This is a genomic window from Thermosporothrix hazakensis (genome assembly GCF_003253565.1).
GTDB lineage: Bacteria > Chloroflexota > Ktedonobacteria > Ktedonobacterales > Ktedonobacteraceae > Thermosporothrix > Thermosporothrix hazakensis.
In genome coordinates, this window is record NZ_QKUF01000039.1 from 28,570 (window position 1) to 49,540 (window position 20,971).

Consider the following 20,971-nt stretch of genomic DNA (forward strand, 5'->3'; position numbering starts at 1 on the left):
TGGTCTGTTTCTGACAAAATTGGTCTTGTCTCTTGTTTCGAGAGGGGGAATCCTGGGCTATTAGAAATCATGTCTATGTGTCTGGATGACTTTGCTACCCCTGAAAGGGGCTCTCTGGATGTGAATATGCTACACTGTAGGCGATGCCTTTTCGAGAAGATCTGAATAAATGCGAGCTGGCCTGAGGAGCGCTTTCAGATGCTAGAGAAGGAACAGGCCAGGCGGAAGGACTTGACCCGATAAGGGAGGGAAGCTATTATAGCACAAAGAATTAGAGTTTCAGGATATAAGGCTAAATGCACCACATCCCGCTTTCCCCGGCCTGACATCGGGAGTGAGCGTTAAAATAGGCTGGCTCATGAACAGGGAGCAGGAGCGTGAGCCGAGAGCGCCCGGGAGTGTTGCATTCCTTCCTGTATTTCTTTTGCTATGGCCCTTTCTTTTATTTGCCGCTTTGCCTGGCGGTTTTTCCCTCAATCAAGAATGGCAAGCATTCTGAAAAGTCATGAATGAGAATAAGGAGCATCGCTAAGAACTCATGCCTAAGTCAACGAAACGAACATTGTCCAAGCGAGCAGCACGTATTCAACGAGCGCTGCACACTGAGCCGCCAGCGCCAAAGAAAGAAGATATCAAGGCGGCACAGAAGCGCACACCGAACCAGAAGCCTCCCGCTCGTGGGTTGGCACGGTATCCCTGGGCGACGACTATCAGCCTGCTGATTATCCTGGTCGCAGTGGGCACTTTCCTGGCCTATTTTAACCACTGGGGTCCCTTTGCGCAGCCCGCGCCGAAGAAAGATGAGACTGCGGCCAACGCGACCGCAACCGCGACGGCTGATGCCTCGATTCTGGCGAACGCGCAGGCAACTGCGACCGTGACTGTCAAGAATATGCCCGCTGAGCAACAGAAGGCAATGACCGATTCCGTTTGCGTGAAGGATGATATCGTCAAGCAGATTACGAATAGCTCACCTGCCCCTTCCGACGAAGAGTTTGCTAAAATCAAGCATAGTTATGACAAGGCGCCTGCTATGACCATTGATAAGAACAAGACGTATTGTGCAGGCATCAATACCAAGCGTGGCTTGATTGTTGTTGAATTGCGTCCCGACTGGGCTCCTGAGACGGTGAACAACTTTGTCTTCCTGGCCCAGAACAAGTTCTATGATGGTATCAAGTTCCATCGCGTGCTGACGACCGGCACCATGCATATCGCTCAGACTGGCGATCCTAAGGGCGATGGCACTGGTGATCCCGGATATAAGATCCCGGCAGAGACGGTGAAGAGTGAGTATACCGCCGGAACGCTGGCAATGGCAAAGAAGAGCGGCGAGAAAGAGAACAGCGGTAGCCAGTTTTTCATCAATACCAGCGACAACAGTAAGGCCTTGCAGAAGGAATACAACCTCTTCGGGCGCATTGTGAAGGGTATGGACGTTGCCCTTGCCATTCAGGGACCGAATCCTGATGACGAGAATGCTCCGCAGCCTGCGCCAGACCTGATTAACCATGTCGTGGTAGTTCCTGCAAGTAAGTAAGCGGTGTTCATCGACTGGCCCCATCTGGTGATGAGCAGATCCAGGATTTTGAACCTGAGGGGGTCGGTGGTACAATAGAACAAATTTGTGCATGAATGCATTGCTTCTTTCCGGTCTCCTGGTCGGGAGCGTACGGAAGAAGTGAATGCATTCATTCTTTACTTGAAAGCACCAGAAGGCTCCTGGCTCAAGCTATGGGGATGCATGCGCATCTACATCCTCGGGAGGGGAGAACGTGAACATCGCTTGACAGGAGACCTCGCCTGCTGCGATACTCGTTTTCACGAACAGGTACCGGCGGGCAGGCGGGAACCGACGAGGGAAACTCGTCAAACCTTCTGGACAGCGTGCCTCTACGGGTTGTCGCACAGCGGCGGCTTGCAAGCATGCTGGCTGAATGAAGAATCCCACGGCTTGAGCCGTGAGGAGTGTCAAAGGAGGTTCATAGTGGCAAAGCGATACAGCGCTCCACCAGCGATGCAGATTGACCCGAGCAAGAAATACACGGCGATTTTCCATACTGCCAAAGGGGACATCACGGTTGAGTTGTTTGCTGATAAAGCGCCAGTGACCGTCAATAACTTTGTCTTCCTGGCCCGCGAGGGTTTCTATAACGGAACAACGTTCCATCGTGTTATTGGTGGTTTTATGGCTCAGGGCGGCGATCCGACCGGTACCGGTGCAGGTGGCCCGGGATATCAATTTAACGACGAGAAGAGCGCTCTGGAGCTCAAGCATGATAGCGCCGGTATTCTGTCGATGGCAAATGCCGGAGAGAATACCAATGGTAGCCAGTTCTTTATCACCTATGCTCCACAGCCGCACCTGAACGGCAAGCATGCTGTCTTCGGTAAAGTGACCACGGGAATGGATGTGCTGAAGTCTATTCGCGAGCGTGACCCGCGCTTCGACCGCCAGCCCGGTGATGCGATCAACTCGATTGAGATCACTGAGTCATAATAGACCGACGCCAAATAGAGAAAAGCTCTATCGTCTCTTCAAAACGATAGAGCTTCTTTTTTCGTCTAGCGGTAGGTATCCGAGTACGAATTGACAATCTGCCATTGGGAGAAGGGCCAGTAGACTACGACGGCCTTGCCGACGATATAGCCGCTCGGGAGAAAATCCCAGCGACGCGAATCATTGCTGAGCGAACGGTTATCCCCCATGACAAAATACTGATTTGCTGGAACCTTCCAGGTTTTAGCGATTGGGTTCGTTGCATCTTTCACATACGGCTCTTTCAGTTCCTTGCCGTTCACCCAGATTTGCTGGCTATTCACCTTAATGGTATCGCCAGGGAGGCCGATAACGCGAGCGATCAGCTCAATATCAGGGTTGCGCGGGTAGCGAAAGACAACAACGTCACCGCGTTCAGGCCCCCGAAAGACATACGCAACCTTGTTCACCAGAACCGAGGTGTTGGTTGACAGTGCCGGTTCCATCGCGGGCGTGTTGATCTGGTAACTTTGTAAAATAAAGCGAAATCCTACGAAGATCAGCAGACCAAGCGCCACGATTTCGAGAATTTCACGAATGTGTAGTCGCTTCACCCTTTATCAGATCCTCTCTGTGGTTTAGTCCTCCTCCGCCTCCTCTTCCTCTGCGGCGGCATACTGGGCTCTATACTTGTAGGCGGCGCGGGTTGATCCCCATTGCCCGAAAATGCCCCCAATAATAAATACGACAAAGACTCCGATAAGGAGGAGCAGAATACCGCCGAGCGGTGCGGGAATAGGAGATTCGGTTGTTGGAGACGACACCGTTGACTGATTTCCAGGGTAGCCAGGAATCCAGTTCAGCGCTGTGCTGACAATATAGACGAGCAGTGTTGAGATGCTGCCTGTCCAGAAGCCAAGCCGTCCATTGAGAAAGCGTTTGCCGATAAACCACCCGCCAATAAAGCAGAGCGCCAGATTGAGGATCACTTGCAGACAACTCAGTCCCAGACCGATATAGGTCAGCGCGTTGGCGGTCGGGACATTCTTCTGCTGCTCCAGAATCGGCGAACTGGCAAACGCACACGCAATATTAATGATAAGACCGATGACGCCGATGCCCAGGCCGTAGATGATGGCGGTGCGTTTGGGATTCGCTGCCTGTGTCTGTCCCTCGGCTCGCTGTCGTGCTGTCTTTCCTTCTACATCTTTCATTTCAAGCCCATTCTTTCGTTCTTTCAAATTCACTCCACCCCATATGCTGCGCCAGTTAGCACTTGTTCCCGATGCGGCTCATCAGAGAGCAAGAAGAGGCTACTGCTTTGTCGTGATGGGCGCAAAGGTGTTTGAGTACGTATCAATGAATTTCCACTGATCCGTGGGCCAGTAGACAAGTACCGCTTTCCCAACAATGTACTCTTTTGGCACGAAGTCCCAGTAGCGGGAGTCCTTACTGACAGGTCGGTTATCTCCGAGGACAAAATAGTTGTCAGCGGGAACCTTCCATGATTTCGCATATGGGTTGATTGCTTCCTTGATATAGGGTTCGTTGAGCTGTACATCATTCACCCAGACATGTTCGCTATCAATGCGAATGGTATCGCCCGGAACCCCGATGATACGCTTGATGTAATCGACATTGGGTTCTTTAGGATAGTGGAACACAATAACGTCACCCCGCTCTGGCCCTCGGAACAGATAGGCCATCTTATTGACCAGAACGTTCTGGTTTGATTGGAGACTGGGGCTCATACTATCACCATCGACATGATAGCTCTGAACCACCAGACGAACCACCAGGAAGATCAACAATGCGAGTGCAAGGATCTCAACAATTTCGCGCAGTAGGTGTGAACGTTTCAACTTTTCAACCCTCTTTATGCATAATTACAAACTGGCTTCAGTACAGGTTTTGTCTTTTTGGTGTGGAGTTCTATGACTGCGACGTGTTTCGCCTGTTCTCCGGTATCGCGTGTGCTTCTTTCACACGCAGCGGAATGTATCTTTATAACTCATCGCATAACCCATCGCTCCACATTATAGCGGAAACCGAGGTCAACTGTCATTCCATCAACTGGTTTTCTCGCCTTCATTCCTGATGCGGATAGTAAAGAACATAGCCTGCAACGAGCTCACGACGGAACGTATGCTTCTGATGTGCGTATATCTCTTGCTCAAAACGCTGCGCCTGTGGTGAATGCTGCGGGAAGAGATACGCCGGATTTGAGGCCGCCTTGACGCGCTCAAGATAGGGCGTATAGCGATCCTGTCCCGGGCGTAGCGACTCGTCAAGGACCGCACAGATAACCTGCTCCTGACTCTGGAAAATAAGCTTGTTGCACGTCCAGTATTCGGTATAGAGCCGTGTAATATGGTGACGAAGCAGGTATTGAACCAGCTCGGTTTGCTGTTGCTGAATCTGTTGCGCACGTGGAATATCCGCGAAGGTCCGATAGGTACCTGCACAGAAGAATGCCGTGCAAAGCGCCAGCAACGCACCGGCGAGCAGGGCAATCGCTTTCCGTTGCCACGTGCTCACCCGAGGAAACGTTCTCATCCCCTGCCAGAGTGGCCAGAGAAGCGCAGGCGTGGCCAGACTCATGCTATAGAGATAGCGAGATGTCGGCGCCGGATCGACCGCGGCCGAGGCGCTGTTCAGGTAGAGCACGAAAATCGCTGCCGCCCCCAGAAGCAGGATCAGACGATTGCAGAGCAGCGCAGCTCGCTCCTTGTCCGCTGTGTGCTTGAAAGCCCGGATACATGCTCGTATGGTGAAGACACATGTTCCGCCTAGCAGACAGAGAAAACCAAGCGACCAGAGGCCATGAGTGACGACGCAGAAGGCGGACGATGTGGTACCAAAGAACGGGAAATCATGAGCGGTGCAGGATGACGTGAGGCCGGTCGCAGCAGGAAGCGCGATCAACAGGGCACCGATGGGCTTGCGAATTGCCGGAAGGTGTTGAGCTTCCATTTTCGCCGCAATACTGCGATTGATGTCCAGCAGCACATTGAGCGAGTTACGGTCAATTGGCGCTGTCACGTTGTAGTAGAGCAGGGGCGCAGCACCAACCAGAAAGCCGAGCAGCAAACTGAGCCATGACCGGTGACGGAGATCCTGCTGCCGAAAAAGCAAGATAGTGAGCAGCGAGAGCCCCACATATGGCAAAATAATCTGATCGATCCAGAGCGCCAGCCCTATCGTGACGCCGAGGGCCGTATAGAGTATATGCCGGGTCCTCGGGTGAAAGGTACGCGTGGTCAGGAGACTGGTAAAAAGGACGATCAGCGCTCCAAGCAGGAGAATATCAGGGTAGCGCCCGTAGGCTCGAAGCTGATACAGGAAAATATCCGGTGTTCCCAGGGCAAGGAGCGAAACCGTCAGGAGCGCCAGCCCCTTGCTGAAAAGCCGGGTCGTCAGCATATACATCGCGACCAGGAAGAGCAGGAAGAGTAGAATCAGCCCGAGGCGAGCATGAAGAGTAGAAGGTCCGAGCACGCGAAAGAGAGGAGCGGCAATATAGGCTTCCAGCGCTCCCATATAGGGCTGTCCGTAGAAGAATACGGGATGCTCTCCTTGAAAGGCGATATGCTGCGCCATCAGCATGATAACGCTCTCGTCGCTATCGGTTGTAGGCCAGTGTGCATAGATCAGAAGAAGCCGCAGCAACCCCGCTACGCCTATCAACACAAGGAAGTAGCATTGAGATTTGTCAATATGAATTTTTTTGCGCAACATGCCATGTTGTACGTTATTCTCTGGTATTTGTTTCAGCTCATAGGCCACACGGGCTAATGATCTTCTCTTTCTCCCCATTATACTGAAGATCACGGCTCTCGCTCCATGTGTGCCATGAGAAAGGTAAGATCAGGCTATTGAGCGGGAAAGAGATAGCGCTGATAGAGCTGTTGAATCAGTGCACTATAGGTCTGCCAGGAATACGTTTCATCGCAAATGCCGACGCGCTCCTGTGCCGCATTTCTGGCTGCCGACAACAGCGCCTCGATTAGAGATGCCCGGCTTTCAGGCAGATAAAAGATACAGTGCTGTGGAGGGAGGGTTCCCTGAAAGCGCGGCAGGGCTGGAACAATCACCTGTCGTCTATGGAGCAGAGCCAGCCAGGTCAGCGCCAGTTCTCCAGCGGCTGCGATAGGTTGGTGAGGCTGCACGAGTGCATCGGCTGCCGAGAGGTACTGTCCGAGTTGCGCGTTTGTGAGCGGTTTCTCGTCAAAGAACAGATGCACGTCGGACGCATTCGCTGCAAGCTGAAGCAACTGGCGCGGCTGATTTGTATCCGTTGGAAGGCCTGCAATGATGACCTGTGGTCGCAACAGTTCAAGCGGCGTCGAGGCACTATTTCGCGCCGCGATAAAGGCTGTCAGCAAATAGAGCAGTTCAAGTTCCGTGTGATAGTGAGCAAAGCAAAGGTAGACAAAGCCGCTATGTTCTGGCAGGCCGAGTTCTGCGTGTGCTAGGGCCCGAGATGGTAAGAGCTGTGGGCCAGTTGTGCCCGGATAGGGACAGCAGAGGGTGCGTTGACCGAGCGTGGGATCTTGATACAGGCGGGCTGCATCTCCGGCAAAGGTAATAATCTGATGGCTATGCCGCAGAGTAAAGCCTTCAAGAGCCTTTCGGGGCATCGCCGTGCGATGAGAGGCGCTTTGCCACCAGCCTCCGCCATCGGTGGTAAGAAGCCGAATACCAAATCGCAGGGCAAGATGCAGCCGCAGACGGAGGGCAAGCCGCTGTCTGTAGGTCAGTTGAAAGGCACCTGGTCGGTAGATATGGAGCAGAGCGCGGCTCGCTTCCCCTTTTTGTGGCGCACGGTTATGCCAGAGCCACCAGAGCGGAATGCGATGACCGCAATGGATGATTGGGCGTGGAGAAAAGGTTTCCCAGAGCTCAGGTGGCGGTCCCTCTTCCAGAGAGGATTGGACAAAGAGCGCTGATGGACTCTCTAGCAATGCTGCGGGCTGCCAGAGGAGACTGAACACCTGCCGGTAGCGGCCACTGAGATAGGCCTGTGTCATGGCATGGTGCAGCCGTTCACCAGTTGAGGGCTGAGAGAGCGTTTGCAGCGGGTGGAGGAAGATGGCGTAGAGTAGCCAGTTCAGGAAGGAAAGGAGTCCCTCCCACAGAAGCAACTGAAAAGAGAGCAGCCTTCCCTGAAGGTATGCCGGGATCACGTACTCTTCCAGGATTTCGGCGCATCCACGCCAGTAGGCGCGCCCGATAAAGAATGAGGGCTGGATGCGCTCTGCCGGAACTCGGTGATAGACGATCGCTTCGGGCTCATACCAGTGCTCATAGCCCGCTTGCTGTAGACTGATACAGATGCGCTCAATATCCAGGTTGATCGGGAAGCGATTGCGTTTGTTCAGGCAAGGCATAAAATAGAGGTCCAGCGCGTGAAGCACCGAAGCGCGGATAGAGAAGCAGCAGTTACTGGGGACAGTCTCCTCTGTCAGGCGAGTGCGCTTCTCGGTGGGAGCAAAATAGCCGAGATCAGGCAAGATCCGATCATGAACCCAGTATGGGCGGCGGCCTTCCCAATGCAGTTCCACGCGTCCGCTCACAGCCGCTGCTGTCGTGGTATCGTAGGTATGCAGTAGCGCCTTGAGAAACCCGTTGTTGACAATAACATCATCGTCCAGAAAGACGAGGATCTCCCCACTGGCTTTTGTAATCGCCAGGTTGCGGGCATGAGCCAGCCCATTGCGAGGCTCGGAGAGGTAGAAGACGCGCCAGGATGTGCGAGCCTCTGCATCTTTGCGTTGTAGCTCATGTACCAGGCGCTGCACCTCTTTTGCCGTCATATCGGTTGAGCTGTTATCGACGATCAGCACTTCAAAGTATGAGAAGGGGAGTGTTTGCTGATACAGGTTCCGCAGGACGCTCAGGAGCAAGGATTGACGATTATAGGTACAGAGGATGACGCTGATGCGAGGAAAGACAGATGCTTGTTGTTCCTGTCGTTTGGGGTGTTGAAGCGTCATGAGTGCTCCTTTCTCTTATACATGCAGTCCCGGAGGGAGCTCATTAACATTTGAGCATTTCAAGGCATGATGACAGAGCCAGATAGCGCCGCCCGCCGCGAAAATTTGAGCACAGCTACAGGCCAGCGCGGCGCCAAGCGTGCCACTGACCTGAATCAGGAGACCGGCCAGCACGAGCTTGAGCAGCGCTGCACACCAGTTCAGGCGCAAGAGATAGTTTCGCTGAGGCAGAGAGGCGAGGTAGGTGTAGCTGACGGTGGCAACGCAGCCGACGGCGCTCGCCAGAAGCTGAATATAGAAAGGCAGGACAAACGGGTACACCTGGGGCCCAAAAAGGAACTCAACGATGATGGGTACGAGAAGAGCAGCAAGAAAAAAGAGCGGAATGGCTACAAGTGCCAGATAACAGGAATGGCGTAGAAACATATCCTGTGGCCGTGCAGCGCGTCTGAGGGAACGCGTCAGGAAAGGATAGAGGACAAGCGAAAAGAGGTGTGGGACGGCCCGCATAATCCAGGTACTGAGCGAGACGCTGAGTGCATAGATCCCGATGGCCGAGTGTGGCTGCCAGAAGAGGAGAAAGAAATATTCGCCATTTTGCCAGATGATACTATCCGGTACAAACTCTTTCAGGGAGCTATAGCAGTGCTTGAGTAGCCGTTCGCGCAGAAAGATCCCCGGGCGCATCGGATGGTCCAGCGGGAGTAACTGGGTCACACAGTAGATCGCAACCGCGAGCGTAAGCGCTCCTGCGATCACATTGATGAGGAACAGGAAAAGAAGCTTCTGCTCCTGAAGTTGCTCGATCCAGAGCAAGAGAAAGAGCGTCAGCAGCGCATTGAAGAGCTGAAGCAGCGTCAGCAGATCGCGGCGTCGCTGGCTGGAAAGCGCGATGCCTGCAATGCTGTTAAAGAGCATGGGAAGCGTTGCCAGGTTTGCCAGGAACAGCAGGTGCCACGGAAGATGAAGGAGTAGCGCCAGGGGATAGACACCAAGCACGATCAGCATGATAAAGCGCAATGCTGCGCGTGATTGCCGGGACCAGAGCAGGTAAAAAATACCGGCAGCAATGCGCGGAGTTTCGCGGCTTTGCAACTCGGCCAGCGCCCGGCTTGTCAGGGCCGAGGAGCCAATACTTACCAGGGGAAGTATCAGCGTGGCAAGCCACTGTAATACAATGTAGGTGCCGAAGTCCTCAAAGCCCAGATACTGAATGATACGAAAAGAAATATAGCCACTGATCAGTGTTGAGCCGAAAGAGAGCAAGACAGGCCAGGAAGCAAAATATAGTCGAAAGGGCTTGCTCGCCTCAACACGTTTTCGTGCAAGCGGTAATAACATATGTTCCTCTACCCAAACCACACCGCCAACCGTTTGTTCTACCTTTACTGGAAAGTGGTAGCACAGGCAAAAAGAAGCCAGGTGTTTCTTAGTCATTGTAGCAAAAAGAGTTGTATTTCTGCTCAGAACGATGAGTGGTGTACCAAAATATACTATAACGTTTCATGCTACAGAAACATGTCTATTTATGGCTGTGAGGAGAGCAATAAAAAAAGAGGAAGAGTAACACTCTTCCTCTTTGTGGCTGGGGTGCAGGGATTCGAACCCCGATTAACTGATCCAGAGTCAGCCGTCCTACCGTTGAACGACACCCCAATTTCCCCTTTGCAACGTTTCTTCCTCGCTGCGAGAAGTATAATACCTTTTTCTCTGCCGTTTGTCAACCCCTTTTCCCCATCTTTTTTTGCGCTCACAGAAAAGAGGCGGAAATAGCTCTCTGTTGCCTGGGGAGAAAGCGAACAGGGAGTTGAACTGTCTTCTTGTTGCAAAACGTAATATGTGTATAGCTAGAGTATCATGGTGGTGGCGAGGTTGCCGATAGACAGATGGTAGCCCTCTACTTCAGGCAGGGTGTACCGTTTATTGGTATAGAACGTGAGAAGTAATAGAGATAGAGAAGTGGAATGAAAAGAGAAACAATATGTTGAGGTAAGTTGAAGTGACAGAATGTACAAACCTGCACAATTGTTTTCAGAATGAGAGATTAATGGAAGTTGTGCTTGACGGTACACCTCTCCCTGCTAATGTGGCACGCCATGTTGCACATTGTCCGCTCTGTCAGAGTACGCTGGCACAGTATGAGGAACTGCACTTTAAGCTTTTGAGTCGGTTGTATCGTTCACAGTGTCCCTCAAGCCTGCAACTTGGCTTCTTCTGTGCTGGCCTGCTCTCTGGCGCGGAGAGTGAGGCGATTGCTTCCCATGTGGCGCAATGTCCGCTCTGTTCATTGGAGGTATTACAGACCCAGGAATTTCTACACGATGTGGAGCAAATCCGTTAGCAGGAACGCAAGAGAGGATGTCAAGACTACAGGTGAGCTTGCGCGGGGAATGGCGTTTCTTGTTGAGGGAAGAAAGAAGGAAGAGAGGTGTAGACAATTGCCATGTCTCCCTTTCAGGGCATACAATACGTATAGCAAATAAGAATGCATGTACGATGCTATTCGCCTCTGGTTCTTTTCCAGAAGTGAATGGCTATCTATTTTTCAACGTCGAAAGGAATACGTCAATGCGAAGTAAAGTGTCTGTTATCGGAGCCGGTTTTGTGGGGAGTACCCTGGCTCAACGCTTGGCGGAACGTGACTACGCCGATGTAGTTATGTTTGACATTGTTCCCGATATGCCTCAAGGAAAAGCGCTTGATATTCTGGAGGCGGGTCCTGTTCTTGGCTATGACTCGCTGGTTATCGGTACAAATGATTATGCCGATACCGCGAATTCCGATATCGTTGTGATCACTTCGGGTTTTCCGCGTAAGCCTGGCATGAGCCGCGATGATCTGGTGAAGAAGAATCAGGAAATCGTTGCGCAGGTGACAGAGCAGGTGGTGAAGCACTCGCCCAATTGTATCATTATTGTAGTGACGAATCCCCTTGATGCGATGGCGCAGGTTGCCCTGAAGGTCAGCGGTTTCCCGCGAGAGCGTGTAATTGGCATGGCCGGTGTGCTGGATACCGCCCGCTTCCGCACGTTCATTGCGCAGGAAGTTGGCGCTTCTGTCCGCGATGTTCAGGCGTATGTGCTTGGAGGGCACGGGGATACAATGGTGCCGCTGGCCCGCATGTGTACCGTTGCCGGTATCCCTATTTCGCAATTGATGCCGGCAGACAGGATCGAGCAGATTGTGCAGCGAACCCGTGACGGCGGCGCTGAGATCGTCAAGCTGCTTAAGACCGGGAGCGCATACTTTGCGCCGTCGGCTTCTGTGTTACAGATGGTTGATTCGATCCTGCTGGATAAGAAGATGATTATGCCCTGTGCGGTCTCTTTGCAGGGAGAGTACGGCTTCAATGACATCTTCGTTGGTGTGCCTGCACAGCTAGGCGCAAAAGGAATAGAGAAGGTCATTGAGATCGAATTGACGCCGGAAGAGCGGAATGCATTGGAGAAGTCCGCTGACGCCGTCAAAGAATTGATTCAGGTTATGGGACTGTAACGCAACTGTCCCGACAAGGCTCATGGCCTCTGTGCTGTGGGCCTTTTTCTTTCTTTTGCTGCCTCTTATCCCGCTGCAATAAAATGCTGCTGATTGAACAAAAGCGAAACCTCTTTCCTGCAATTTGCTGATTTGAAATCTTGTATTCTTTTCTGCTTTCTGTTATGCTTCTTTCAGCGGAACTATACAGCTACCATTGGTTATCCCTGCTGGAAAGAGGTGAGCAGCATGGGGACATTGCTTCTACAGGTATTTCCGCCGTTAACGGTTGAGATGATTCTGCTTCTGGCCGTGCTTCTGTTGATTGTGCTGATCCCGATACTCGCTTTCTTGCTCTACATAGTGCAGAAAAGAGACAGGGAGACGCCGGTTCCGGCTTTTTCCGGGGGCGAGCAGCTTGCCTCTGGTTCGGTGCCAGTCGCTGCTGAGCCGCTTCAATTGCATTCCTCCACACCACTTCCCGTTGAAGGCCCGCATTGTCCGAGGTGTGGCGCCTGGGTGCGACCGGACGATGTTTTCTGTATGATGTGTGGCTATCGTCTGCGTGAAGAGTCACCTCAGGAGGCTGAAACGGAGCGCGTGATCCCGGTGCCACCTCCTGAGCCGGAGCCACTTCCTGCGCGGCTGCTGGTGAAGCTGGAGGGGCAGGTACTTCAGGAACATGTGTTGCTCCATCGGTTAACCTCTATTGGTCGTTCCTCGAAAAACATGATTGCCCTGACCGGGGACAAGGTCGCCTCCCGTCATCATGCCATGCTGGCCCGTGAGGGAGAGCGCTATCTGCTGACTGATGAAGGAAGTTTAAACGGTACATTTATCAATGGAAAAAAGCTGATCCCGCATCGGTCCTATACCCTTCAGGATGGCATGCTTATTCGGATTGGCAGCCATGAGCTTCAATTTGAACAGCCGAAGCGCATTGAGGATTTGCCAACGGTTATTCAACAGGTGCCCGAAGAGATTTTCGCCGGGACGCGCAAGACTACACCTCGAGAAGTAAGTGCCAGCCCTGCTGAGCTCTTCTTCACTGCGGTGTTTCCCCGGGAACTAAGCGCGGCGACCTGGGAGACGCTGCTGATCTATAGCTATCTTGAAGCTTTCCGCGAGTATGTGTTTCAGGAGATCGAGCGTTTTCAGATTGAGCGGCGGCGCTTTCCACTGGCAACGGCAGGCTTGCCGGCGCTGCTTCAGACAAGCAATATTACCCTGGTGCCAGAAGGAGAAGGGATCCACTTCAGTCCGAAGCGCCTGACATTTAAGGGGATTGAGGGGGTCCACTGTTCATCGTTTAGCTTCGCTGTAAATCAGCAGTGGGTTGGCTGTAGAGTTCCATGTACACTCTCAATCTATATTGGGCCGTTACTGGTTGCCCGCCTGAAGATGACATCCTTCTGTCTTGAGGCGACACAGCAGCGTACGTCTCATGTACCACTGGAGCGTGTGACAACCCGGATTGCCCGGAAGGTGTACCCGGCATATAGTTTCAATGATACCATGATTGCCCGGGCCTGTCTGGAAACGGCTCAGGCGCTTCATTTTGCTTTCCCTCTGGAAGTGGAGGCAGTACGCCGTAGACGTGCAATCACACCCGAGCTAGAGCATAAGATTGCCGAAGCGGACCTGTTTCAACTCTTCTGGTCGTCCTATGCGGCACAATCGGATTTCCTCACAAAGGAATGGGAGCTTGCCCTGCGTAAGCAGAGTGAGCTGCGACAGGATTTTCTCTGTCCTGTGTACTGGGATGTGCCGCCTCCCTCGCCGGTGCCTCGCCTGGCCTCGCTCTCTTTCTCCTACCTGCCAGTCTATACTTTTTTGCACCCTGAAACCGGGATCGAGTAGCCCGAGCGGGCTACTCATTGTTCCTCAGTATGACGGTCCTTTTTGTCTTTGCCTGCGATTACTACAACGTACTCGCCTTTCAGCTTACTCTGCTCGATCGACGCAAGGAGCGTTGAGAGGGTGCCACGCTCGACCTTCTCGAACATCTTAGTCAGGTCATTTGCGACGGCGGCGGGACGATCACCATAGACTTCCAGCGCATCACGTAAGAAGTCGGCGAGCCGATATGGACTTTCATAGAAGATCAGCGTGTGGGGCGAATCCTTATCAATTTCCAGAAACTTGCGGCGTCCGACCGCTTTGCGAGGAGGGAAGCCGCGAAAGGTAAAGCTGTGTACTGGCAGACCTGAGAGGACAAGCGCCATAATACAGCCGGTCGGGCCGGGAATCATGGTGACATCCAGCCCGGCATTCACGGCCCGCCGAACCAGAGTGAAGCCGGGATCAGAGATACCCGGCGTCCCTGCATCAGAAACCACCGCGACAGACTTTCCCTCTTTGAGCAGTTCTTCGATCCGCTGGCCTGCGCGTTCCTCATTATGCTCATGAAAAGAGAGCTGTGGTTTCTGAATATCAAAATGTTTGAGCAGCAGGCCGGTTTTTCTGGTATCCTCGCTCGCGATAATGTCGACGGAGCGCAACGTTTCCAGAGCCCGCAGCGAGATATCGTTCAGATTTCCAATAGGAGTAGCAACCAGATACAGCATATCAGGCGTATTTTTGTTCCTTCCGCAAAGATTCGAGTTGTGCTTGCAGATCCTGACGCTTTACTTTTAAGGTATGGGTACGCGGGAAATCCGCTTCGGGCCAGATCGTAAAGCCCTTGATCTGCTGATGGGACGCAAGCTTTTTATTGACCTGCTGAATGACGGCTTTCGCTTTGGCCTGGTCGGGCGGATCCATCAGAATGACTGCATGAACCTCGGGATTCTTGCCCTCGGCTTCCAGACCGACAACGACCGCATCTTTCAATTCGGTGTACTCATGAAGCATATTTTCGATGTCTTCGGGATAGACATTCAATCCGTTTGCAAGGACGATCAGGTTTTTCTTGCGCCCCTTGATATACAGGTCGCCCTTGTCGTCGAAATAGCCCAGATCGCCGGTGCAATACCAGCCGTCCTGAAAAGCGAGTTCGGTTGCTTCAGGGTTTTGCCAGTAGCCACTGGTGACATTGTCCCCGCGCACCTGAATCTCGCCATCATCGGCGATGCGCACTTCAACGCCGGGAAGCGGGGGGCCGACCGACTCAAGATTGTGGCTGTTCATTGGATTGACGCTGACAACGGGTGAACACTCGGTTGTGCCGTAGCCCTGCAAGACGCGGAATCCCATATTCTCCCACCGCCTCCCGAGGGTCGGAGGAAGATACGCGCCACCACTGACAAAGAAGCGGAAGTGGCCGCCAAAGCGCTTGTGCACCATGCCGAAGAGATAGCGACGCAGCGCAAAAGGAAGCAGGGCAGCGACACGGTGAAGCAGCTCGAACGCTTTTTCTTTCTTCTGCTTGCGTACCTCGCGTTCAATACCATTCATAAATAGTTGAAGTGCCTGAGGAACCAGAACCATTAATGTAGCATGTTCCGTACCGAAGAGTCGTAGAATTGTATCGGGCGAGAGGGACCGAGCATAGACGATACTCGCTCCTTTCGACAGAATAGCCAGGTCGATTGTCAGTTCAAACATGTGTGAAAGCGGGAGAATCGAGAGAGCGCGATCATCGGCCTGGATATGGACTACTTGAAGCGCAGCAAGCGCATTGGAGACAATGTTTTTGTGACTGAGCATGACACCCTTTGGCTGACCTGTGGTGCCCGATGTAAAGACGAGTTCGGCCAGATCATCCGGCTGCATTTCAGGCAGTGCATCGCGGTCAAAGGGAGCAGCGGGAAGGGCGTCAATGTCAATGAGAGGGATGGTGGGATCTATCAGGCTCTGATATTGTTTCCGGGTGGTGACAACGAATCTGGGCTCGGTCGCCCGGGCAACGCGCTGGAAAAAATCCTCTCTGCTGTTGACATCCAGTGGGACGACGGTCATGCCGACCAGGAGAGAACTGAAATACGCGATTAACCAATCAATGCGGCTGGCCGACCAGATCATAATGCGTTCGCCGGGTTGAACCTGCTCTTGCTGTAAATAGCCAGCGAATTGCTGGACTTTTTCTTTGAGCATGTGGAAAGAGAGTCGGCGAATGGCATTGGCTTCAACTGGCTCGATAAGGGCTGGTCGTTGAGCGAAAGTGTCAACGGTGTGATAAAAAAGTTTAGGAATAGTGTCCATCTCGTAGCCTTTCTCGATACGGATAAAAGACTGTACTTCCTTGTGATATACTGCGTCGTATTGTGAGTGAGGACGGCCCTTTTCGACTCACAAATAAGAGAGAAAGAATTGCAGTCATTCAGCTTATCGTACAAAGAACTGATCTGGATTGTGCGTGAACGATGCCTTTCATTGCTGCGTCCGTATAGAGTGTAACATACAATGAGTGATACAGGTAGTAGGATGTTTTCGTCAGGCCGGGAGCGAGGGGACCGTTCTATTACAGAATGAACTATTGTGGTATGAGTTGAGATAGAAACCTTGCGAATGGTGTATTGAAACTTGATCGCAAAGATACAACCAGGAAGCAACAATATGAATGCAAAAAGGGCTGGTTTTTTACTCAAAAAAATTTTATTAGAATCTGATTTACCTATGAGCAAGATTTTATAATAAAACTATGAGAGAAGTACAATATGGGTTGACTAGAATCATGTGAGTATGATAGACTACGTGATATAAAAACGTTATCTAGCGAGTTCCTATCTTGTGAGATTATCCCGCTGTAAATCGCAAGGGTAATTTACAGGTGGGATACAACATTTTTACAGGAAAAACGATTACCTCACCAGTGGGAATTGCTTAGATAGTGGTAACGGCGAATGCTCTCGCAATTGGTTTAGCGTGCCTTTTCATATTATCTGTGTGCTGAAAGGAAACATTCATGCCGTCCCTTGAAACTGCTAATGTCGGGAAGGCTGTTGCAGCCCGTGTGGGGAACAATATCCGTGAGGTTCGCACAAAGCTTGGTATGACGCAAGCGCAACTGGCTGCTCCTGAGTTCTCAATCTCGTATATCTCTGCCATTGAGCGCGGTAAGATTCGTCCTTCCCTCAAAGCCCTCTCAATTCTTGCTCGTCGTCTGGACGTTCCTCTGACATTCCTGCTCGAAGGCTCGCCAGCCGGTGCGGCTGAGGCTCGCGCTGTCGGTTATTCTCCTGCCGATTCCGGCCCGGATCAGCGTGTTGATGTCGATCTACTTCAGGCTAATGTGCTTGTTCAGCAAGGAGCGTATGAGCAGGCGAAAGAGCTGCTGGAGCCAATTCAGCCCGAGCGGATCACCACCGATCAGGCCTATCGTCTCTATCTGCTCAAAGGTCAGGTCCATCTGGGTTCCAATGAGTATCAGGAAGCCGTCGTTGATTTGCGGCAGGCTGTCAGCCAGGGAGAAGCGTTGAACGATACCGAGTATACAGAACGTGCGCGCAACCTGCTCGGCAAAGCCTATTTCCTGCTCTATAACTATACCCTCGCGATGGAGAATCATTCTCGTTGTAGTTCAGCAATCGAAAATGGTCAGATTACCGATCCAGTGTTTGCACTTGAGGTATACAGCAATCTGGCAAGCGACTATTTCCGACTTGGTGAACTGGAACGCGCGATTCAGTTCTATCATCAGGCACTTGAGGTTCTGGACGAGATCAGCCGGGATACCCGCAGCTTTGCACAGAAATATATGGAGATCAGCCAGCACTATAAGTCTGTCGGCAAGCTTGCGATGGCCCGAGAATATGCGATGCACAGCCTCGCTATCTATGAAATGCGCGACGAGCAGCGAATGGTCGGCTTGACCCATCAGCGGCTGGGGAAAGCGCTTGAGAAACAGAACGATCTGGAAGGTGCTGAGACAGAGTACCGCAAGGCGATTGCGATCGAGCGCGAACTGGGCGACGAGATCGCGGCTTCCCTTTGCCATACATCACTGGCTGAACTGCTGCTGAAGCGCGGTCAGACTGAAGAGGCCGAGAAAGAGGCATCTGAGGCGTTGCAGTTTGCACGTTCCAGCAATGATGCCCAGACGCAAGGTCAGGCGTTGATTGCGCTCGCTCAGATCTATCATCAGCGGGGCGACTTTGACGCAGCCGATCAGTTCTTCACACAGGCTCTCGATCTCCTGGATGCTTCCCATGCGCATGAGATCGCGGCGAGCGCTTACTTCCGCTATGCAAACCTGCTTGAAGAGCGTGGCGAGGTGCAGCGCAGCCTGTCCGCAATTAAGAAGGCGTATGAACATCAACGCCTGGGTAAGCGCGGCGACATTGAATAGGTAGACTTACAGGTAACGGTTCAGCAAGCTTTTGTTCGTAGCGGGGATAAAAGCATGTTCCTTTGTGACATGCTCATATAGTTGAGCGGCCAGGAACGCGCGAGCGCCGCTGTCAGGCGCTTTCTGGACACATGGGCGTTTCTCGCTGTCTGGAAACTGGCAGATGAGGGCACCACGTGGATGAAGGATGAGTCCCTTGCTTTGAATCAGGCGAAGTATCAGCAATGTTCATCCCCGCAGGCCTTTGCGGGGATCTTTTTTTCTCCCGCTGGCTTGCTGTGCTTTATTGCGCTTACCCTCTATTCCTTGTACAATGCATAGAGTGAATGTCTGCCAGCCGTAGCATAAAGCTCTCTTACAGGAATTGAGCGAAAAATTCATCAAGCGGCAAAAAAATGTACTGAGGCATTACGGAGGGCCTACCCCCATGCCATTTACTGCACACGACCTGCGGTATCATCCAGAACAGAGTTTTCCTGTCTTATACGCTTATCTCCAGCGGAATGCCCAGCGCTTTCTTGGAGCGTTACAATATGATGCAATTGAAGTTGATACCGTCGTTGGTCATGTTATTGAGCAATTAGTGCGTCTTGGGCTGTTTGGCGGTGGTGATACAACCGCGGAAACAGTGTTTGACCGTATGACAGATGCACAGTTTTACGCCTTCTTAAGTCGAATGGTTCATAATAAGGCGATTGATCGACAGCGCAAACGTCGACTCAGGGTACAACCGACCGCAGAACTGGAATATTTTCAGGGGGATGAGGGGGATGAGAGCCCTTTAGATGAGGCTGTAGAGCCCGTCTGGGGGGCGGCTCCCTTTTCGACTCCGGAAGAGATTACAGTCCATCTGGCCTCACAGCTCGAGCTGCGTGATCTGCTGAAGCATTGTATTGTCGTATTGCGTGCTGCCCCGTTGCAATTGAATGCGGTGGTTCAGGAGTTGCGCGATATAGGCGCGGATGAGCTGTTAGAGGATATTTTTGTTGAACTGAATATGGAGCCTCCGGCGGCGACGCAGAATCCTCATCTGAGTCAGCATAAGGATCATGCTCATAGGAAACTGCGTCATTGTCTCCAACAAAAGAGTACCAATTTGACGGTTATTGTTGCTTTACGTTTGATTGAGTGTATGGCATCCCAGAAAAAGGAATGTCAGATCTCGACAGAACAACTGGTCGGTGATGATCTCTCTTTTGACGATGTCAAGATTGGATTACGAGAGCTCGCTGCCGAGGGTCTGCTTGATTGGCAAGAAGAAGAGACAGTTCACCTGACTGCCTCTCAGGCAAAACGTTTGACTCGCTTCTATCGCGAGGAGTAGCCCCGGCAAATAGAGATGACTGCAACAGATCAACTGGGAAGCAGTTGATCTGCCTATAAAAGGAGACCCGTATGAGCAATATCAATCAGTTCGGCGGTATGCCTGCTCCCCGCCCGAGTGAGGTCAAGCTTGCTCAATGGTTGCAAAATATTCTGTATACTCCGCCTCGCGCGCCGACTGAAGGGCCGAAACCACGAAAGGCATGGAGCGATTCCCGGCTTGAATCTCAACTAGAAATGGTAATGGGTAGCGATTATCACCTGCGTTTTTATCAGCAGTTGCCCGATTTTATAGAAGCGCTCCTCAAGAACGAGCCCGGGGTTACGCTGCGTTATGCCTCATTACTGTATCATCTTGCCGGATGTGAAGAGTGTCATCAAGGATATCTGGAACTCTATGATGCTTTGAGCTTTGCGCTTGCGCCACAGGAGACCCAGATCATTCTTACCCGGGAGCCGGGGACCAATACACCTCCTCGTATGGTCGGGCATCTCTGTCGGGTGTTGATCAGTCAGGCTGAGGCGGTACTGAAGCAGGCCCGTCGTGAGCATCGAGACGAGGTAGAGGCGGCGCGGTCGCTCTTGCAACTGGCGCTACGCTTCAGTTCTCGGATTCAACAGAGCGCGATTCGGCGGCAGGCGACGCAGGATCTGGTGCGTGTTGCGACCCTGTTTTCCGGACCAACGGCGCCTGCGTCAGAGGATGCTGATACCGGAGTATATAAATACACTCCAATGCTGGCAACGCCCGGCGGCGTGCGTGGACGCAAGACCGTTCGCCATACTGAGCTATTGGGGCGGCCTCGCGATCAGGTTCCCTCGCTAATCTCCTTGCAGTCCCGTGGCCTGGAAGGCTCGATTGAACAACAGGGAGAGATGCTCGAATTACGGCTTCAGGGATTGGGTCCAGAACTGCGCGGCAAGCATCTGCTTGTAACCATTCCTCTGGGATCGCTCCTTGAACCCGTGAGCTGGCAGGGGGGCAACCCGCTGGCAATCCGCAGTGAAGAACCTGTTGATGCACAGGGAAGCCTGATAATGACGCTTGGCACAACGAGTTTGCGTCTGAGCGATCCTGAAGAACACAATTTGCTAGAGACGCTCTTCTTGCTTTTAGAAGTGCGTCAGGCCGAGTGAGACGCGAAGGGTCAGGGAGCGGACGGTGAGAATGTGACTGTACCGCTCTTCCCTCCGCTTTTCTGCGCGATATAGGCCTGTTCCAGCGTGATAGTCGTGTCGACTCCTTTACACATATCATAGATGGTCAGCGCAGCAACGGTTACCGCTGTGAGCGCCTCAACATCTACCCCGGTTTTATAGGTCGTGCGCGTTCGTCCCTCAATCGAGATCCAGCCCTTTGTGCTATCGAGGACAAAGTGAAGTTGAATATGCGTCATAGGGAGCGGATGGCAGAGCGGGATCAGGTCAGGCGTCTTTTTTGCGGCCATAATCCCGGCGATCTTTGCGACT

18 protein-coding genes and 1 tRNA gene are annotated in these 20,971 nt (G+C 52.4%); 9 read left to right on the plus strand and 10 right to left on the minus strand.

All coding sequences use genetic code 11. The annotated features are described in order from the left end of the window. The first annotated feature begins 538 nt into the window (after window positions 1–538). Both EI42_RS28545 and EI42_RS28550 read left to right on the plus strand, forming a co-directional pair. On the plus strand, window positions 539–1,540 hold the full coding sequence (locus tag EI42_RS28545) for a peptidylprolyl isomerase (protein WP_111326046.1): 1,002 nt from the start codon (window positions 539–541) through the stop codon (window positions 1,538–1,540). 447 nt (window positions 1,541–1,987) lie between these two features. Then, window positions 1,988–2,500, plus strand: a complete 513-nt coding sequence (locus tag EI42_RS28550) for a peptidylprolyl isomerase (RefSeq protein WP_346268206.1) — start codon at window positions 1,988–1,990, stop codon at window positions 2,498–2,500. 65 nt (window positions 2,501–2,565) lie between these two features. Here EI42_RS28550 and lepB (EI42_RS28555) read toward each other — a convergent pair whose 3' ends face one another. The 7 genes from lepB (EI42_RS28555) to EI42_RS28585 all read right to left on the minus strand — a co-directional run bounded on the left by lepB (EI42_RS28555) (window position 2,566) and on the right by EI42_RS28585 (window position 10,131). Beyond that, on the minus strand, window positions 2,566–3,093 hold the full coding sequence (gene lepB / locus EI42_RS28555; RefSeq protein ID WP_111326047.1) for a signal peptidase I: 528 nt from the start codon (window positions 3,091–3,093) through the stop codon (window positions 2,566–2,568). Window positions 3,094–3,117: 24 nt separating this feature from the next. Continuing rightward, on the minus strand, window positions 3,118–3,693 hold the full coding sequence (locus EI42_RS28560) for a hypothetical protein (RefSeq protein ID WP_111326048.1): 576 nt from the start codon (window positions 3,691–3,693) through the stop codon (window positions 3,118–3,120). Window positions 3,694–3,792: 99 nt separating this feature from the next. Continuing rightward, window positions 3,793–4,341 carry a signal peptidase I gene (gene lepB, locus EI42_RS28565; RefSeq protein ID WP_111326049.1) on the minus strand — a complete coding sequence of 183 codons (549 nt, stop codon included), beginning with the start codon at window positions 4,339–4,341 and terminating at the stop codon, window positions 3,793–3,795. Between the two features lie 226 nt (window positions 4,342–4,567). Next, window positions 4,568–6,265 (minus strand): ArnT family glycosyltransferase, encoded by a 1,698-nt coding sequence (locus EI42_RS28570; RefSeq protein WP_111326050.1) that lies wholly within the window; start codon window positions 6,263–6,265, stop codon window positions 4,568–4,570. Window positions 6,266–6,351: 86 nt separating this feature from the next. Beyond that, window positions 6,352–8,475 carry a glycosyltransferase family 2 protein gene (locus tag EI42_RS28575; RefSeq protein ID WP_111326051.1) on the minus strand — a complete coding sequence of 708 codons (2,124 nt, stop codon included), beginning with the start codon at window positions 8,473–8,475 and terminating at the stop codon, window positions 6,352–6,354. A gap of 15 nt (window positions 8,476–8,490) precedes the next feature. Further along, the gene (locus EI42_RS28580; RefSeq protein ID WP_211326388.1) at window positions 8,491–9,912 is read right to left on the minus strand and encodes a lipopolysaccharide biosynthesis protein; all 1,422 of its coding nucleotides are present in this window, start codon (window positions 9,910–9,912) and stop codon (window positions 8,491–8,493) included. Window positions 9,913–10,057: 145 nt separating this feature from the next. Beyond that, a tRNA-Gln gene (locus EI42_RS28585) sits at window positions 10,058–10,131 on the minus strand. A gap of 391 nt (window positions 10,132–10,522) precedes the next feature. Between EI42_RS28585 and EI42_RS28590 the strand changes: the two genes are divergently transcribed. The 3 genes from EI42_RS28590 (at window position 10,523) to EI42_RS28600 (ending at window position 13,809) form a co-directional block, all read left to right on the plus strand. Next, complete coding sequence (locus EI42_RS28590) at window positions 10,523–10,816, plus strand: hypothetical protein (RefSeq protein WP_111326053.1); 294 nt, start codon at window positions 10,523–10,525, stop codon at window positions 10,814–10,816. Between the two features lie 227 nt (window positions 10,817–11,043). After that, on the plus strand, window positions 11,044–11,970 hold the full coding sequence (gene mdh / locus EI42_RS28595) for a malate dehydrogenase (RefSeq protein ID WP_111326054.1): 927 nt from the start codon (window positions 11,044–11,046) through the stop codon (window positions 11,968–11,970). Between the two features lie 228 nt (window positions 11,971–12,198). Then, entirely contained in the window at window positions 12,199–13,809 is a 1,611-nt protein-coding gene (locus EI42_RS28600) for an FHA domain-containing protein (RefSeq protein ID WP_111326055.1), read from the plus strand. Window positions 13,810–13,823: 14 nt separating this feature from the next. Here EI42_RS28600 and rsmI read toward each other — a convergent pair whose 3' ends face one another. Next, on the minus strand, window positions 13,824–14,516 hold the full coding sequence (rsmI, locus tag EI42_RS28605; RefSeq protein ID WP_111326056.1) for a 16S rRNA (cytidine(1402)-2'-O)-methyltransferase: 693 nt from the start codon (window positions 14,514–14,516) through the stop codon (window positions 13,824–13,826). Window position 14,517: 1 nt separating this feature from the next. After that, window positions 14,518–16,092: an AMP-dependent synthetase/ligase gene (locus EI42_RS28610; RefSeq protein ID WP_111326057.1), complete on the minus strand. Its 1,575-nt coding sequence runs from the start codon at window positions 16,090–16,092 to the stop codon at window positions 14,518–14,520. Window positions 16,093–16,795: 703 nt separating this feature from the next. On the opposite strand from EI42_RS28610, the gene EI42_RS28615 reads away from it, so the two are divergent. The 4 genes from EI42_RS28615 to EI42_RS28630 all read left to right on the plus strand — a co-directional run bounded on the left by EI42_RS28615 (window position 16,796) and on the right by EI42_RS28630 (window position 20,638). Next, window positions 16,796–18,178 (plus strand): helix-turn-helix domain-containing protein, encoded by a 1,383-nt coding sequence (locus EI42_RS28615; RefSeq protein ID WP_111326058.1) that lies wholly within the window; start codon window positions 16,796–16,798, stop codon window positions 18,176–18,178. Between the two features lie 81 nt (window positions 18,179–18,259). Continuing rightward, window positions 18,260–18,499 carry a hypothetical protein gene (locus EI42_RS33550; RefSeq protein WP_111326059.1) on the plus strand — a complete coding sequence of 80 codons (240 nt, stop codon included), beginning with the start codon at window positions 18,260–18,262 and terminating at the stop codon, window positions 18,497–18,499. Window positions 18,500–18,605: 106 nt separating this feature from the next. Beyond that, complete coding sequence (locus EI42_RS28625; RefSeq protein ID WP_111326060.1) at window positions 18,606–19,502, plus strand: RNA polymerase sigma factor; 897 nt, start codon at window positions 18,606–18,608, stop codon at window positions 19,500–19,502. A gap of 71 nt (window positions 19,503–19,573) precedes the next feature. After that, window positions 19,574–20,638: a hypothetical protein gene (locus EI42_RS28630; protein ID WP_111326061.1), complete on the plus strand. Its 1,065-nt coding sequence runs from the start codon at window positions 19,574–19,576 to the stop codon at window positions 20,636–20,638. Between the two features lie 11 nt (window positions 20,639–20,649). Here EI42_RS28630 and moaC read toward each other — a convergent pair. Further along, window positions 20,650–20,971, minus strand: a 322-nt coding sequence (gene moaC, locus EI42_RS28635) for a cyclic pyranopterin monophosphate synthase (protein ID WP_282957338.1), incomplete at its 5' end; no start/stop codon positions are given.

What these genes read in the sequence shown, in the direction of transcription:
- EI42_RS28590 (WP_111326053.1), top strand. Translation starts at nt 10,523, where the DNA reads ATGGAAGTTGTGCTTGACGGTACACCTCTCCCTGCTAATGTGGCACGC.
- rsmI (WP_111326056.1), bottom strand. Translation starts at nt 14,516, where the DNA reads ATGCTGTATCTGGTTGCTACTCCTATTGGAAATCTGAACGATATCTCG.
- EI42_RS28600 (WP_111326055.1), top strand. Translation starts at nt 12,199, where the DNA reads ATGGGGACATTGCTTCTACAGGTATTTCCGCCGTTAACGGTTGAGATG.
- EI42_RS28580 (WP_211326388.1), bottom strand. Translation starts at nt 9,912, where the DNA reads ATGACTAAGAAACACCTGGCTTCTTTTTGCCTGTGCTACCACTTTCCA.
- EI42_RS28575 (WP_111326051.1), bottom strand. Translation starts at nt 8,475, where the DNA reads ATGACGCTTCAACACCCCAAACGACAGGAACAACAAGCATCTGTCTTT.
- EI42_RS28615 (WP_111326058.1), top strand. Translation starts at nt 16,796, where the DNA reads ATGCCGTCCCTTGAAACTGCTAATGTCGGGAAGGCTGTTGCAGCCCGT.
- EI42_RS28560 (WP_111326048.1), bottom strand. Translation starts at nt 3,693, where the DNA reads ATGAAAGATGTAGAAGGAAAGACAGCACGACAGCGAGCCGAGGGACAG.
- EI42_RS28630 (WP_111326061.1), top strand. Translation starts at nt 19,574, where the DNA reads ATGAGCAATATCAATCAGTTCGGCGGTATGCCTGCTCCCCGCCCGAGT.
- EI42_RS28610 (WP_111326057.1), bottom strand. Translation starts at nt 16,092, where the DNA reads ATGGACACTATTCCTAAACTTTTTTATCACACCGTTGACACTTTCGCT.
- EI42_RS28545 (WP_111326046.1), top strand. Translation starts at nt 539, where the DNA reads ATGCCTAAGTCAACGAAACGAACATTGTCCAAGCGAGCAGCACGTATT.
- mdh (WP_111326054.1), top strand. Translation starts at nt 11,044, where the DNA reads ATGCGAAGTAAAGTGTCTGTTATCGGAGCCGGTTTTGTGGGGAGTACC.
- EI42_RS28625 (WP_111326060.1), top strand. Translation starts at nt 18,606, where the DNA reads ATGCCATTTACTGCACACGACCTGCGGTATCATCCAGAACAGAGTTTT.